This window comes from Marinomonas sp. 63XJN7_7_ISO-PGPR-S23-202 (genome assembly GCF_056173505.1).
Genome location: NZ_CM149677.1, coordinates 692,521 through 706,410 on the forward strand (window position 1 = coordinate 692,521; position 13,890 = coordinate 706,410).

Annotated in this window: 13 protein-coding genes and 1 pseudogene; 8 read left to right on the forward strand and 6 right to left on the reverse strand. The window is 43.6% G+C overall.

The window, feature by feature from the left end; all coding sequences use genetic code 11:
• The first annotated feature begins 7 nt into the window (after positions 1 to 7).
• Positions 8 to 541: a dTDP-4-dehydrorhamnose 3,5-epimerase gene (rfbC, locus tag AC0VYG_RS03155; RefSeq protein ID WP_475430900.1), complete on the forward strand. Its 534-nt coding sequence runs from the start codon at positions 8 to 10 to the stop codon at positions 539 to 541.
• A 9-nt stretch (positions 542 to 550) separates the two neighbouring features.
• Positions 551 to 1,429, forward strand: coding sequence for a dTDP-4-dehydrorhamnose reductase (gene rfbD, locus AC0VYG_RS03160; RefSeq protein WP_475430901.1), 879 nt, complete (start codon positions 551 to 553; stop codon positions 1,427 to 1,429).
• 275 nt (positions 1,430 to 1,704) lie between these two features.
• Here rfbD and AC0VYG_RS03165 read toward each other — a convergent pair whose 3' ends face one another.
• Positions 1,705 to 1,869 (reverse strand): hypothetical protein, encoded by a 165-nt coding sequence (locus tag AC0VYG_RS03165; protein WP_475430902.1) that lies wholly within the window; start codon positions 1,867 to 1,869, stop codon positions 1,705 to 1,707.
• Positions 1,818 to 2,198 carry a transposase gene (locus tag AC0VYG_RS03170; protein ID WP_475432515.1) on the reverse strand — a complete coding sequence of 127 codons (381 nt, stop codon included), beginning with the start codon at positions 2,196 to 2,198 and terminating at the stop codon, positions 1,818 to 1,820. Before AC0VYG_RS03170 ends, AC0VYG_RS03165 begins: the two co-directional genes overlap by 52 nt.
• Positions 2,199 to 2,257: 59 nt before the next feature.
• On the opposite strand from AC0VYG_RS03170, the pseudogene AC0VYG_RS03175 reads away from it, so the two are divergent.
• Positions 2,258 to 2,395, forward strand: a pseudogene (locus tag AC0VYG_RS03175) (transposase); the annotation flags it as partial.
• A 71-nt stretch (positions 2,396 to 2,466) separates the two neighbouring features.
• Positions 2,467 to 3,998, forward strand: a protein-coding gene (locus AC0VYG_RS03180) for an IS3 family transposase (RefSeq protein ID WP_475430903.1) whose coding sequence is annotated in 2 segments (ribosomal slippage) — positions 2,467 to 2,911 and positions 2,911 to 3,998 — 1,533 coding nt in all. Because the reading frame shifts where the segments join, the coding sequence is not laid out codon by codon here.
• A 342-nt stretch (positions 3,999 to 4,340) separates the two neighbouring features.
• On the opposite strand, the gene AC0VYG_RS03185 is transcribed toward AC0VYG_RS03180, so the two are convergent.
• Both AC0VYG_RS03185 and AC0VYG_RS03190 read right to left on the reverse strand, forming a co-directional pair.
• Positions 4,341 to 5,081 carry an FKBP-type peptidyl-prolyl cis-trans isomerase gene (locus AC0VYG_RS03185; RefSeq protein ID WP_475430905.1) on the reverse strand — a complete coding sequence of 247 codons (741 nt, stop codon included), beginning with the start codon at positions 5,079 to 5,081 and terminating at the stop codon, positions 4,341 to 4,343.
• A gap of 553 nt (positions 5,082 to 5,634) precedes the next feature.
• Positions 5,635 to 6,546: a LysO family transporter gene (locus AC0VYG_RS03190; protein ID WP_475430906.1), complete on the reverse strand. Its 912-nt coding sequence runs from the start codon at positions 6,544 to 6,546 to the stop codon at positions 5,635 to 5,637.
• Positions 6,547 to 6,888: 342 nt separating this feature from the next.
• Here AC0VYG_RS03190 and AC0VYG_RS03195 point away from each other — a divergent pair, with 342 nt between their 5' ends.
• Positions 6,889 to 8,208, forward strand: a complete 1,320-nt coding sequence (locus tag AC0VYG_RS03195; RefSeq protein ID WP_475432516.1) for an MATE family efflux transporter — start codon at positions 6,889 to 6,891, stop codon at positions 8,206 to 8,208.
• A 93-nt stretch (positions 8,209 to 8,301) separates the two neighbouring features.
• Here AC0VYG_RS03195 and AC0VYG_RS03200 read toward each other — a convergent pair whose 3' ends face one another.
• Positions 8,302 to 9,504 carry an O-antigen ligase family protein gene (locus AC0VYG_RS03200; protein ID WP_475430907.1) on the reverse strand — a complete coding sequence of 401 codons (1,203 nt, stop codon included), beginning with the start codon at positions 9,502 to 9,504 and terminating at the stop codon, positions 8,302 to 8,304.
• A gap of 244 nt (positions 9,505 to 9,748) precedes the next feature.
• Positions 9,749 to 11,230 carry a cobyric acid synthase gene (locus AC0VYG_RS03205; RefSeq protein WP_475430908.1) on the reverse strand — a complete coding sequence of 494 codons (1,482 nt, stop codon included), beginning with the start codon at positions 11,228 to 11,230 and terminating at the stop codon, positions 9,749 to 9,751.
• Positions 11,231 to 11,353: 123 nt separating this feature from the next.
• On the opposite strand from AC0VYG_RS03205, the gene cbiB reads away from it, so the two are divergent.
• Genes cbiB through cobU form a run of 3 tightly spaced genes read left to right on the forward strand, consistent with a single transcriptional unit; the run spans position 11,354 to position 13,886 of the window.
• Positions 11,354 to 12,307 (forward strand): adenosylcobinamide-phosphate synthase CbiB, encoded by a 954-nt coding sequence (gene cbiB / locus AC0VYG_RS03210; protein WP_475430909.1) that lies wholly within the window; start codon positions 11,354 to 11,356, stop codon positions 12,305 to 12,307.
• Positions 12,277 to 13,371 carry an aminotransferase class I/II-fold pyridoxal phosphate-dependent enzyme gene (locus AC0VYG_RS03215; RefSeq protein WP_475449892.1) on the forward strand — a complete coding sequence of 365 codons (1,095 nt, stop codon included), beginning with the start codon at positions 12,277 to 12,279 and terminating at the stop codon, positions 13,369 to 13,371. Before cbiB ends, AC0VYG_RS03215 begins: the two co-directional genes overlap by 31 nt.
• Positions 13,368 to 13,886 carry a bifunctional adenosylcobinamide kinase/adenosylcobinamide-phosphate guanylyltransferase gene (cobU, locus tag AC0VYG_RS03220; RefSeq protein WP_475430911.1) on the forward strand — a complete coding sequence of 173 codons (519 nt, stop codon included), beginning with the start codon at positions 13,368 to 13,370 and terminating at the stop codon, positions 13,884 to 13,886. The genes AC0VYG_RS03215 and cobU overlap by 4 nt, the downstream gene beginning before the upstream one ends.
• Positions 13,887 to 13,890 lie beyond the last annotated feature (4 nt).

Here is a 13,890-nt window from a genome sequence, read left to right on the forward strand (position 1 = left end):
TTAACAAATGATTGTAACTCAGACTAATGTCAATGATGTTGTTATTATTGATCCGCAGATTTTTGGGGATGATAGAGGGTTCTTCTTGGAGACATTCCAAGCCTCTCGTTATGAAGATATGGCAGGAATAACTTTATCTTTTGTTCAAGATAATCATTCTCGTTCCACTAAAAATGTTTTACGAGGCCTTCATTTCCAAAAAACAAAGCCGCAAGGGAAGCTCGTTCGGGTTGTTCGTGGCGAAGTTTTTGATGTGGCTGTTGATATCCGAAAAGGCTCCCCTACCTATGGTAAGTGGGCTGGTGTTATTTTAAGTGAAGCCAATAAGCGACAATTTTGGGTACCACCAGGCTTAGCTCATGGTTTTGTTGTGCTTTCTGAGTCGGCTGATTTTGAGTATAAATGTACAGACTATTATGATCCCAGTGATGAAGGGTGTCTTATTTGGAACGATCCTACTGTTGGAATAGATTGGCCTTTAATTGAGAATCCTATACTGTCTCCAAAAGACCAAATGGGTTTAAAATTTGAGCATTTATAAAGGTAAATCATGAGAGTTCTTTTAGTTGGAAAGAATGGTCAATTAGGACGTTGTTTCCAAGATGTTATGAAAGCAATACCTGATTACGAGTTATTTGCATTTGATTCAAATGAATTGAATATAACTAATAAGCAGCAGGTTTTCGATCGTTTTAAGGAAGTAGCTCCAGATATTATTGTTAATGCATCAGCTTATACGGCAGTCGATAAAGCGGAGTCTGAAGCTGCACTTGCTTTCTGTGTTAATGAACAAGGTGTTAAGTATCTTGTTGAGCAGGCTAATAAGCTTGATATTCCTCTGATACATGTTTCGACAGATTATGTATTTGATGGAAGTGGTATTACACCCTATAAAGCGACTGATGCCACAAACCCTCAAGGAGTTTATGGTGCCTCTAAACTTGCAGGGGAGTGTGCTATAACTGAGGAGTGTAATAAATATATTATTTTACGTACTTCGTGGGTATTTAGCGAATACGGTAATAATTTTGTTAAAACTATGCTTCGTCTTGCTAAAGAGCGAGATGCACTAAGTGTGGTGGCGGATCAGTATGGTTGTCCAACGTATGCTGGCGATATTGCTGTGACAATTCAGTTTTTATGTGAACAATATCAACTGCAAGGCAGTCTAGAGTGGGGGATCTATCACTATTGTGGTGATTTAGCCACAAGTTGGCATGGGTTTGCTAGGTCTATTTTTATTTTGGCGCAAAGGAAAGGTATACTTGATCAACTAATTTGTCTCTCTGCTATATCTTCGGAGAAATATCCAACTCCGGCAAAGCGGCCAGCATTTTCAGTTATGGATACTGCTGAGCTTTCGCGATTGGGAGTAACTACTCCCAACTGGTTAAATAGCCTTAATTATGTGCTGGATAAATTATCATAATGTCTGTCACTGTTATTATTCCAACCTATAATGGCGGTGCGCTCTGGAAACAATTGGCTCATTCATTAAAAATGTATGGTCCGCCTCGTTATTGCAAATGATATTTTCGATAACGAGGTTGGTTTGCGCTAATGTATTCGGAGTCGTTATTAGGCTTCGCCTCGCTCCACGATGAGATCTGCGCTAGATTGTCCTCAAAAAGCCCATAGCATTTTCTGCTGTTTTTTTATGTCAGGTTTTCAATCTAGACCGTGTTGATTTTTTATGTACATATTTCAATCAATCCACATGGGTAGCCACATCAGCGTAAAGGCCAATACAACAACACTTTGGTAATTCCTAGCTAATTTATCACACCGTGTCGCAATCGCACGATACTTTTTGCTTTTTAGAAACGCATTTTCAACCAAGTGACGATAACGATATAAACACCAGTCCACATCCTCATTTCCTTGCTTACTATTACATTTCTTGGTACGATATGTTGGGTGCTTATGTGCTGAATACTTGCTCTTAATGTTTGGTTATCGTACCCTTTGTCAGCCACCACGATCTTTGCTTCCGGTGACGCTGATATCAAGGACACATCGTGTACTTGGCCACCGGATAACTCAAAATAGACAGGAAGGCCGCCACTATCTACCGCTAAATGTATTTTTGTCGAGTTACAGCTTCGACTTTTTCCTATAGCTTGCTCAAACGGCGCTTTAACACTTGCTTCATCTCGATGAGTTTTAACAATACTTGTGTCAATAAAGAGCCATGGTATGGACCCACTTTTGTAGACATCTCATAGCTATATAATAATAGGTAAAAATGAGGTGAATTATGAGTGAAAAACGTTATACCGATGAGTTCAAAATTGAAGCCGTTAAACAAGTCACTGAGCGGGGCTATAAGATTGCAGAAGAGGCTGAGCGACTTGGCGTTAGTTACAAAAGTATGCATGATTGGATTGCCCGATACCCCCCTGTGTCAGGATAGTTGTCGCCTCATTTGATATTGTAAAACAGACAGGGGACGGTAAGTGAAAACCAGTGGATTACCAAAGACATTCAAGTGCCTTTAAAGAAGCCATCTTACAGAAGCTCTACCAAAGCCAGTTGTCGAGACGTGAGTTTGCAGAACAGGAAGGCATTAAGCTCTCTACCCTGTATAGTTGGCAAAAGCAATTCAACACATCAGGATTTAGCGAGTCAAAAGTGAGTTCATCAGATAAGTGGTCAAATGAAGAAAAGTTTGCTGTCGTACTTGAAACCGCCGTTTTGTCTGAAGCGGAGCTTAATGAGCATTGCCGTGTGAAAGGCCTGTACCCTGAGCAAGTAAAACAGTGGAAACAAGCTTGTATTGCTGGGAATACAGTGAAAGAGAAGAAAAAGACCACGGCTGAGCAACAGTCGGATAAAAAACGCATTAAAGAGTTAGAGCGAGAACTGAGAAGAAAAGAGAAAGCGTTAGCAGAAAGTGCAGCGTTACTTGTGCTGGGAAAAAAGTTCGATGCCTATTGGGAGGAAAAAGAGGACAGCTAATCACGCTGGCCGATAGGCAAAAGTATTCGCAGTGGATCCGTCATGCGGTCGAGTCCGGTGCACGGCAAGAGCCTGCCTGCGAGGTGATTGGATTATCGGCCAGGACGTTACAGCGTTGGTGTAGTGAAGGTTCTATTGGGGAGGATAGAAGAGTCACATCGACAAGGCCCGCCCCAGCGAACAAATTGAGCGAGGTAGAACGGCAGACGATAATTGAGGTCTGCAACCGTGACGAGTTTGCTTCGTTACCACCCAGCCAAATCGTGCCTATATTGGCCGATAGAGGTGAGTATATTGCCTCAGAATCCAGCTTTTATCGTCTCTTAAAAGCGGAAAATATGCTCCATCACAGAGGAAAAGCAGCACCAAGGAATGTCCATAAAAAGCCCACGAGCTACACGGCTAAAAAAGCCAATGAGGTGTGGAGTTGGGATATTAGCTATTTGCCAACCATGGTGATTGGTCTGCATTACTACCTGTACATGATAGAAGATATTTACAGTCGAAAAATAGTGGGTTGGGAAGTGCATCATCAAGAAACGGGAGAGCATGCCGCCGATTTATTGGAGCGCAGTGTCTGGGCGGAAAAATGCTTTAAAAACGACATCGTCTTACATTCAGATAACGGTGCGCCCATGAAGAGCTTAACGATGAGAGCGAAAATGTATGATCTTGGTGTTGTGACCTCTCGGAGTCGACCAAGGGTGAATAACGACAACCCGTACTCAGAATCGCTGTTTAGAACGGTGAAATATCACCCTAGATGGCCGTTAGAGGGGTTTAAAACCCTAGAAGAAGCGCGAGAGTGGATAAAAGAGTTCGTGTCTTGGTACAACAATGAGCATCTCCATAGTCGGATCCGGTTTGTTACGCCCAGCCAAAGACATGCTGGGCTTGATAAAGTGATATTGGCAAAGCGAGCGAACTTGTATCAGCAAAAAAGGAAAGAGCGCCCTGAGCGTTGGTCAAAAGCAGAAAGAAACTGGCAGCCAATAGATGATGTGGAATTAAATCCAGAGCAACACAAAGACGCTGCTTAATTATTTTAGGTGACAACTACCTTGAAAAACGCCGCTATAGTTAACTGATCAAATCGCCAAAAATGGCTCAATACGCCTGCAGATACTATTGCAATTGCGTCTAAAATTTTTAACGTAAAGCCTATAGACGTCCCGCATTCTTTTAGTGTTGATTTCGTAATCACTTTTTAAGTCCAAAACATAACTTTCCTAGTGCTCTGAATACTACCACAGTTGCTTAAGGTTAAAAGTATTTATGAAATAAAATTGTATTTGGGGCAGATGTTATATGCTTAAGTAAAAAAGCCACTTTCTTGAAAAAAAGTGGCTTTATGAATCAGATGAAAGTTAGCCCTTATTTACTTAGCTCCCTTTCTTCTCGTCCGCTTTTTTACTACCATCTTTTTTGGCTTCTGGTTTCACTATAGCATGAAGCTCAACCACAAACTTAAGCGCTGCATTAGGTGGGATAGGGCCTGTGCCACCTGGACCATAAGCAAGGTCTGCTGGGATGTACAGTTCGTATTTGGAACCGACTCTCATAAGTTGAAGACCTTCTGTCCAGCCAGGGATGACTTGGTTAAGAGGGAAGGTAATTGGTTCGCCGCGTTTGTAGGAACTATCAAAGACTTTGCCATTCATTAAGCTGCCTTGGTAATCCACTTTGACTGTGTCGGTGGCTTTGGGATGTGGGCCTTTCCCTTCCTTAATCACCTTATAAAGCAGGCCGTCTTTGGTTTTTTTCACACCTTTCTCTTTAGCGATTTTTTTCAACCAAGCTTCTGATTTCGCTTTGTCTTCGGCTGCGATTTTCTCTTTCTCTTTCTGTGCTTTTTCCATCTGCTCTTTCTGGAAGGCTTGGATGGTGGCAGCAATTTCTTGCTTGGTCATCTGTCCTTTTTTACCATCGTAACCGTCTTTGAAACCCTCAAAAAAGGCTTTCATGTCTAGATCTTTAAAATCTTGAGTCATTCGGCTACCAAACATATTGCCTATGCTGTAGCCCAGTTTCTGTTCTTTTGTCGTAATAGTGGTTGCGTTATTGTCTGCGTACGCGAAAGAAACAGAAGACATAACCAGCGCCGCAATGAGTGTTTTTTTCATAAAAAAGCGTTCCATTTAATTGTTTGTTTATCACTTGCTTCTAAAGCTTGGGTGATGTTTGACCTAGCCACGGATTAGATTTGCATGTCGCTTTATCGAGCATTGACTTTTTAGCATAGATTGACTTAGTAGCATAGCAAGAAGGCAAAACCAAGTGTGAATAATGCGCCTTGTGCTTGGTCAATCCAGATCCGATAGTACGTTTCTAACATAACCATGGGGTGTAACGCCAATGTTAAGCTAGAATCGTTCCCAAAGCGACCCCTTCACCTGTACACCTTGTTTTGCTAAAAGATAATTGAATCGACAAAGCACAAAACGTGTTTCGAGAATAATCTGCTCATGTCTTGTACGACAATGGGTTTTACAAAAGCATGACGCTGTTTGCTTATCCCGTTGACTTTACAATTGATGTTGACAATAAATTGACAATTATTTAAACCTCTCTTGCTTTAGCACGAGATTTTCGGCTGTTGTCTTATCGTTAGGTTGAGCAGTATTTGCTTTTTTAATGGGAAATACAAAGTTGGGGTGGGCCTATTACAGGCAGGAGCTAGCTGCCTATAAAAATGGGAATAAGTATGGGAACAAGGATGCTCATGATAAAACCACTGGCTATACAAACGGGAATGATTTGCGGGCCGTGGAATTTTCCTAACATAGGGAGGGTAAAGTCCATCGCGGTGGCGCCAGAATAGCCAACGGATAAGTGGCTGTTCCATTTAGCGAGAAAAGGAATCAACATTAACGCTAGAATTTCTCGGCTTAGGTCTAATAAAAATGCGGTCGTACCTAATACGGGATCGCCAAGCCCTGTGATCAGAATGCCTGATAAGCTGTACCAACCAAACCCAGAGACAACAGCCAGTCCTTGGTGCCAGTTAATATGGAGCAGTAGGGTGCTAACCCAGCCTGCAAGCAGTGTGCTTGCGATGGTGACACTCGCAATAATTAGACCCTGGCGATTGAGAAAGAGTTTTCTTAAGCGGTAGTTTCCTTGACGAAGCTGACAACCGATTAGAAATAGTAAAATATAAAGAAGAGCCGTGACGAGTTCATCAACACCTGTGAACCAGTGTTTTCCTATAAAACCTGCTGCAATCCCCGCAAAAACACATGTTAACGTGATGATGGCGTCTTTTATGGCCTGCCATTTACTTGCTTGAGGGAGGGTAGCTCTGTTGTTTTCATAGTGAGAATCAAGCTTTAGGCCGCTGAAATACAAAGCAATCAAGTTAAAACTAGAGACTAAAATAACTAAGATAAAGGCTTGATAACCTGCAATCAGAAGCTTTTCTGTTAAGTTGTCTAACGCACCAATGCTAAAGCCAATAAGTCCTAATATTAGGTAGACGAGTTGATTGAGACCTTTTGCCACTCGTTTTGCGTTGAAAAATCTAATATCTATCCAATAGCCGATCAGCAAAGCTGCTAATAAGGGTAATAAGGTTGTCAGAATGGCCATAGAGATATCGTCCTAAATAGGCTTTAAAAAACAAGATGTTGATTTTAAACGGGGTATTTTGTCGCGCTTAGTTGTTAAGAGCAAGGAGAAACGGCTGTTGCTGGTCTTTGTTGGATGAATCTGGGCCTATTCTTTTGTTGGGATGAATCCCGACCTACAGGGATAAACTTCGATCCGCAACGATGCAATACTTGCGGCTTAGTGTTAGATTAGCGCCTTTATTTTTGGCTAAGTCAAAATAGGCCTGTAGGGTGTTCTTATAAGCGCCTTAATGATAATCGGCGGTGATCTGTGGTTAAGCGTTTTCCTGTGTTAAAAGAAATTTTGCATTTATTATTTCCCATGGTGCTCACCATGACATTAGAGCTTTCCATTAGTGTGGTGGATACGGTGATGCTTGGGCATTATAGTGCATCGCATCTAGCTGCTGTTGGGCTTGCTTCAAGTTTATGGCTACCTGTTGGTTGCTTTTTGATTGGCGTGACTTTTGGTATTACCCCCTTAGTGACGAGGCATCTGCACGGCCGTCAGCCTAAGTTAGTGAATTTGTATATGTCACAAGCTGTTGGCCTGTCGGTCTGTTTAGGGGTTGTTGCGAGTTTGATTACTGTATTTTTTTTGCCTCATTTAGCGGGAATAATGGCCCCTCCGGGAGAAACTCGTGAGGTATCAATGGCCTATTTGCATCTTTTTGCCCCTGCTTTGCCTATGCTGGCCTTGATGACATCCTATAAAAATTTATTTGAAGCGGCTGGGCGTCCTGTTTTGCCACTGCTGATTGCCAGTATTGGTTTGATTCTGAATGTGTGTTTTAACTATGTGCTTATTTTTGGTCATTTAGGTTTTCCAGCCATGGGGGCGAGAGGGGCTGCTATTGCTTCTTGCTTGTCCCTGTATTTATCAGTTCTAAGCTTTGTGGTTTACGACCGTTTTTTGAATAAACGTCCTTTATTTACTCGTTTGGTTTGGCGTTATACCCGTCAGTTTTCTATCTTGTTGGGGGTCGGCGTGCCAGCGGGGTTGGCGTTTGCGTTTGAAGTTGGGTTGTTTTCGTCAATGACTTGGCTGATTGCTTCTTTTGGTGAGGTGGCGCTTGGCGCGGGTCAAGTCGTAATGTCTTATACTTCTTTCTTATTTACCCCTATGATGGCCATGAGTGCCGTGACGGCTATTGTCGTGGCTAAGGCAATGTCGAAAGAAGGCGTTGCTGGAGTAAAGCGTCGTATGAGAGTGATTGTGACGCTGGGGGTCGTTTATGTGGGTCTTTGCTTTGTTTTGACCCAAACATTCCGCGCAGCTATTCCGTATTTATACACGAATAATCAGGATGTTGTGGTATTAGCAGCCAGTATTTTGCTGATTTCTTCCTGCTATCAATTGCCAGATATGCTGCAAACGGTGTTTACTGGGGCGCTAAGAGGTTTTCGTGACACGCGCTCTTCGATGATTGCTTTTGGCGTATCCTTATTTGGCTTGAGTATGCCGTTAGGGTATTGGCTGTCACATTATAGCCCTTGGGCAAAGGTATTAACCGTGCGTGGCTTCTATCTTGGGTTGGCTGCGGGGCTGAGTCTTTTAGCAGTGATTTTGATCTGGCGTTTCCGTGTTGTATTAAAGCGTTACCAAGGTAAGCGTATTGCCTCTCCAAGAGAAGTAGCTTAACTCCACGGTGGATTTAGACAGTTCCCAGTTCACCTGGTAAGTGAGAGGAGTCGATGGTTCCCTCCCCTTATTTAAGGGGAGGGTTAGGGAGGGTTAGGGAGGGGTTAAAGGAGTTTCAGCGTTTTGTTTATTTTCTTGAATTTGTGCATGCCATATCAGCCCAAGCAGACCGCCAAAAATAACCTGTAGACAAAAAGCACCCGTCCAGAAGAAAAGATAGGACTCGAATAAATTCGCAATACTCCAAAAGCATAGAGCTGCCAATGTAAAATAGCCAACATCCTGTCTTAACAAGCCTTTTGATACCGCTTTCAGCATTTTTGTTAGTATCCAGCCAAGCCAGAGAAAGTAAAACGCAAGACCAATAAAGCCATAGTCAGTCAGAATAGATAAATAAGAGTTATGGAGATGTCCAAAATCCAGCTTGATATATTCTGGTATCCAGTTATTTTTATCTATAGCGATTGATTGACCTCTATTACCCCAGCCAAGTAATGGCTGTTCTTTAATTTTGGTTAAGGCGGCTTCCCATAAATGGATGCGAACCCCCACACTTGAATAAGGAATGTCTTTTAAGTTCCCTGATAGTATCTTTTCGATGATAGAAGATTCAGCGGTGGATCTATGTTCGACGACTGCTCCCATTGTCTTATAAGTTACTGCTCCCACAAGGAAGATTATTGTGGTCAGTATAGCGAACATTTTTTTATTGATTTTACTTTTGTTTTTATTTTTTGGGGATAGAAGGAAGTATAAAAACGAGATGGTTATACTGACAATGAGTGCTAACCAAGCAGCTCTTGTTTGCGCGGCAATCATGGTAAAAAGACAAAATAACAAGCAAGGCGCACACAGAACTAAAGAGTATTTTTTCCAGTAATATAGTCTAGGAGCGAAACAAATAAGTCCGATTAAAATAAAACCAAAGAATAAACTGGTATGTCCTGCATTTCTAAGGTGAAAATCGACTCTTCCGCCATGCCAGCCTCTCACTATTTCATGCCAGCCTCCGCCACCTAGCCATGGCGAAGCGAGTACCGTTAGGCTAGCTAGTCCCCAAAATAAAAACACTTTCTTTGGCGAGTCTTTTAGCCACCAAGCAATGGGAATGAACATAAAAATACGGGAGAGCCTATCTAATTTGGGATAAGGATCGACCCACTTCGGGTGGGCAAGATGAGCAAAGTACCAACTTAATAGAGGAATAATGACTGAGGCTAACAAAAGCAGCATGGGGATTTTGACATTCAGATCTTTACCGTATCGGTAGATAGCAAAAAAACCAAGCAATACCATTGGCAAGCCGACGGCGTTTGTTAATATGTCTGGGGCGTGAACTTTGGTTAAGGCATACAGGCATGCCAAAATAAAACCTATGATGGCAAGGTGGCTTCCTTGCTGTGTATGGTCGAGTCGTGTCATGAATTGCTTTAATTCCATCAGGGAGCAGCGTTACTGTGCTTTCAAAAAGCACGGATCATAGCGCAAAATATTCGCCCTTGCATTATTCTTCAGTGATTATATCTTGTATAGGCTATTTTTATTGTCTGAAGTGCTTACATCTCTTAATCAGGCTATCTAAGTCCAGTTGTAATTCTGTGTTGTCTGCCAATCGATTTATTTCCGCATTACGGTAATGATCATAGTTAAAGCCGACTTTTGGGTTTAGCCCTGCCCACGCCAGCAGTCTATTGAGCGCTTCTGGGTGATCGAAAATACCATGCAGATAGGTACCAATGATAGCTTTATCTTGTGATATGAAGCCGTCGGATTGTCCATTTTCTAGTTCGATCAGCGGAGTGGTGGGGTGATGAAATTGCGAATTACCACAATGGATTTCGTAACCTCTGACAGCTGTTTTTTCATCTAAAGCGATGAGTTTGCCTGTTTGTTGTTTTAGCTGTTTTTCTTTTTCGAGTCTGGTTTTCATGGGAATATAGCCCAGCCCCATGGATTCTGTGTCTTGGTGCTCATTTTCCAAACCATAGGGATCGTAGATGTTTTCCCCTAGCATTTGAAACCCTCCACAAATCCCCATGAGTTTACCACCATAGCGTAGGTGTTTTTGTAAATAATCTGGCCAGCCTTGTTGTCGTAAAAAGGCGAGGTCGCTTTGAACACTTTTGCTACCAGGAATAATTACCAGGTCGGCGGGAGGGATGGGGTTGTTTTCTTTGACCAATGTGACTTGTACTTCTGGATGAAGTTTTAATGCATCCCAATCCGTATGATTGCTGGTGCGAGGCATAATGGGGATCACAACGTTTAGTTTGGTTGTGTGGTGTTCTTTTATTGGGCTGTGAGCCACTGCGTCTTCCGATTCTAGATAAAAACCTTTTAGGTAAGGCAATACACCCAGTACGGGTTTGCCTGTTCGTTGTTCCAGCCAGTCCAGACCAGGCTGTAGTAAGCTAATGTCTCCTCGAAAGCGATTAATGACAAAGCCAATGACTCTATCTTGCTCACTTTGGCTTAATAGGTCTAGGGTGCCCACAAGATGAGCAAAGACCCCACCTTTATCAATATCCGCAATGATAATTACTGGGCAGTCGACGGCTTCGGCAAAGCCCATATTAGCAATATCGTGATCGCGAAGGTTGATTTCTGCTGGGCTGCCAGCCCCTTCAATAATAATGGCGTCGTACTGTTCAGCGAGGCGATAGTAGGAGTCTAAGGCAGCTTGTTTGGCGACATGCTTGTATTGGTGATAGCCCACCGCGTTCATATTACCAATGGCTTTACCCTGGATGATTACCTGAGCCCCCGTATCCGTATTGGGTTTGAGTAAGATCGGGTTCATATCTACATGGGGCTCGATGCCAGCCGCATAAGCCTGAACGGCTTGAGCACGACCAATTTCGTGGCCTTCTCGGGTCACCGCGCTGTTTAGTGCCATATTTTGTGGCTTGAAGGGGGCAACAGATAGGCCTCGTCGGGCCAATAAGCGGCATAATGCCGTGACAAGGGTGCTTTTCCCTGCATCGGAAGTGGTGCCTTGTACCATTAAATGGAAATTTGCCATGGAAGTGATCACGCTTAAAATCAATAAGATGCTAGAATTCTACTGGATCGGTGTCTTTTTTACTCTTACCTTTTTACAAGGCACACTTTTTTTAATATGAAACTTCTTATCATAGAATGATACATGATGACTTCTTTTTTATACTCTGTGTTTGATTTATTGGCATCCACATCGGGCATGCTGGTGGTGGCGTTGTTGCTTGATCGCTTAGTGGGAGAGCCTAAAAAATGGCATCCCTTGGTTGCATTTGGGCGCTGGGTCGATATTTGCCAAAGAGGGCTACAGTTGTCTTTAACAGATGCTGCTACTCGTCAACGCCAGGCAGGCGCGGTAGCTTGGTGCTGTGCGGTATTTCCCTTACTGATTGTGTTATTGGTTCTTATGTCTATCTTGCCCGATTGGTTGACCACTTTATTGTCCATTATGGTGTTGTATTTTTCCATCGGTTGGCAGAGTTTGCGTGAACATGCTCTGGCGATTGTTGAGCCTTTAAGCAGAGGGGATTTGCTTCAAGCTCGCCATGGAGTGAGTCGCATAGTGAGTCGTGATACCAACCAATTAAATGAAACGCAAGTGGCTAAGGCGAGTATTGAGTCCGTCTTAGAGAATGGTAGCGACGCGATTTTTGCGCCTATCTTTTGGTTCTTGGTGTTGGGTGTGCCAGGTGCGTTACTCTATCGTCTTGCCAATACTTTGGATGCCATGTGGGGGTATAAAACCGATACTCTTTTGCATTTTGGCTGGTTTGCTGCACGCTTCGACGATGTGATGAATTATATCCCAGCACGATTGGTTGTATTGACCTACGGTCTCTGTGGGCAATTTGGTTCCGCATGGCGCTGTTACCAAGAACAGGCTAGCTCTTGGAAAAGTCCTAATGCGGGCCCTGTGATGGCGGCTGGTGCCGGGGCGTTAGGGGTTAAACTGGGTGGGGCAGCCCCTTATTTTGGTAAGCTTGAATCGCGTCCGGAATTGGGTGAAGGTCGAGACCCGGTTGCGACGGATTTGAATAAAGCCATTCGTTTGATCGATAAAGGTGTGTATTTGTGGGTGTTGGTTGTATGTTTGATGATGTGAAGGCTGCGCAATTAGATCAAGTCCCCCCAAAGCACGGTGGAGACTTGCAGCATTGGCAGCGAAAGGTCGGAAATGACGCTCTTGAGTGGTTGGATTTGTCTTCTGCCTGTAATCGCGAGCCATGGCCAGTACCAGAAATTGATCGCATTTTATGGCAGGAGCTACCTGATCAAGCTGCTTTGTTCGATCAGGCGACTTGTTTTTATGGTATTAGGCCAATCGCCATTGGCGCTGGTTCTCAGCATATTATTGAGTCGTTACCTTTGTTTTTGTCTTATCAACAGGCGAAAAAACGGGCCTGTGTGCCGCGTATTGGTTATCAAGAACACGCTTTTGCTTGGCAAAAGTGGGGTTATGAGTTGGTATTTTATGATGCGCTTAACGAACTGCTTGAGATGGAGTGGTCTGTCGCGGTGATCATACAGCCCAATAATCCGACAGGGGCTATGGTGGAGGATGCTCTCATAAAAGCGCTTGTGTCTCGAGCTGAGCAGTTAGAGGGGCACCTTGTGATAGATGAGGCCTTTGTCGATCCAGTGTCGCATTTGAGTGTGCTGAATGAATTAGAAGGGGGGGTGAAGAGCGAGTCATTGTTTGTTTTGCGTTCTGTTGGCAAATTTTTTGGATTGGCGGGGGCGAGAGTCGGTTTTGTGTTTTGTGCAACATCTTGGCAAAGTACATTGCGAAACTTATTGGGCCCTTGGCCTGTAGCGACACCCAGTTTATGGCTGGTGGAGCAGGCCTTAAAGGACGTGTCATGGCAAGAGAAAGCATTGCTGTCTTTAGCGGATCGACAGAAAGTGTTTATTGATCGAATTATGCCAAAGTTGCATACGGTATTTGACTCCCAAGAGTGTATGATCACGCCATTATTTTTTACTTGGAGGCTTGAGAGCAAAGAGGCCGCTGAATTTGCTTTTAGTATGCTGCATCAGGTAGGGGTTCATACGCGATTAGGTGACGGTTGGATTCGTGTAGCCTTGCCCGCTATGCATGAAATGGCCCCGTTAAATCATGCTTTGGTTGGGCTATTAAAAAAAGCTGGAGGGAGAGAGCTCGCATGAAGCACTTAGTCCTAGGAGGCGTTCGTAGTGGGAAAAGTGCCTTTGCCCAACAGCAGGTCGCACAATCTGGCGATCCTGTTTGTTATATTGCCACATCGCAGATTAGGGATGAGGAAATGGCCGCTCGCGTGTTAGCTCATCAACAGAACCGACCCAGTGACTGGCAATTGATTGAAGAGCCGATTGCCTTGGCAAGTTCATTGATCTCGTTGAGCAAGTCTGGTCAGACGGTGATTGTGGAGTGCATAACACTGTGGCTAACAAACTTATTGTGTCTTGAAGACGAAGAGCGCTTTGAGCAAGAGACGACGGCTTTTCTTGATGCAGTTGCTGCATTTCAAGGAGAGCTTGTGATTGTTTCGAGTGAAGTCGGTTTAGGTATTATGCCAATAAACGCAATGGCGCGTCGTTTTGCCGATGAAGCAGGCGTTCTCAACCAAAAACTTGCAAAACTAACCGACCGGGTAACTTTAGTTGCAGCAGGGTTAGCAATGCCGCTAAAATCCTCGCTCTAACTTA

Bases quoted from the DNA above. Each gene is read 5' to 3' on its own strand.
- rfbC (WP_475430900.1), top strand. From the start codon at position 8: ATGATTGTAACTCAGACTAATGTCAATGATGTTGTTATTATTGATCCG.
- rfbD (WP_475430901.1), top strand. From the start codon at position 551: ATGAGAGTTCTTTTAGTTGGAAAGAATGGTCAATTAGGACGTTGTTTC.
- AC0VYG_RS03185 (WP_475430905.1), bottom strand. From the start codon at position 5,081: ATGAAAAAAACACTCATTGCGGCGCTGGTTATGTCTTCTGTTTCTTTC.
- AC0VYG_RS03190 (WP_475430906.1), bottom strand. From the start codon at position 6,546: ATGGCCATTCTGACAACCTTATTACCCTTATTAGCAGCTTTGCTGATC.
- AC0VYG_RS03195 (WP_475432516.1), top strand. From the start codon at position 6,889: ATGGTGCTCACCATGACATTAGAGCTTTCCATTAGTGTGGTGGATACG.
- AC0VYG_RS03200 (WP_475430907.1), bottom strand. From the start codon at position 9,504: ATGGTATTGCTTGGTTTTTTTGCTATCTACCGATACGGTAAAGATCTG.
- AC0VYG_RS03205 (WP_475430908.1), bottom strand. From the start codon at position 11,230: ATGGCAAATTTCCATTTAATGGTACAAGGCACCACTTCCGATGCAGGG.
- cbiB (WP_475430909.1), top strand. From the start codon at position 11,354: ATGATGACTTCTTTTTTATACTCTGTGTTTGATTTATTGGCATCCACA.
- cobU (WP_475430911.1), top strand. From the start codon at position 13,368: ATGAAGCACTTAGTCCTAGGAGGCGTTCGTAGTGGGAAAAGTGCCTTT.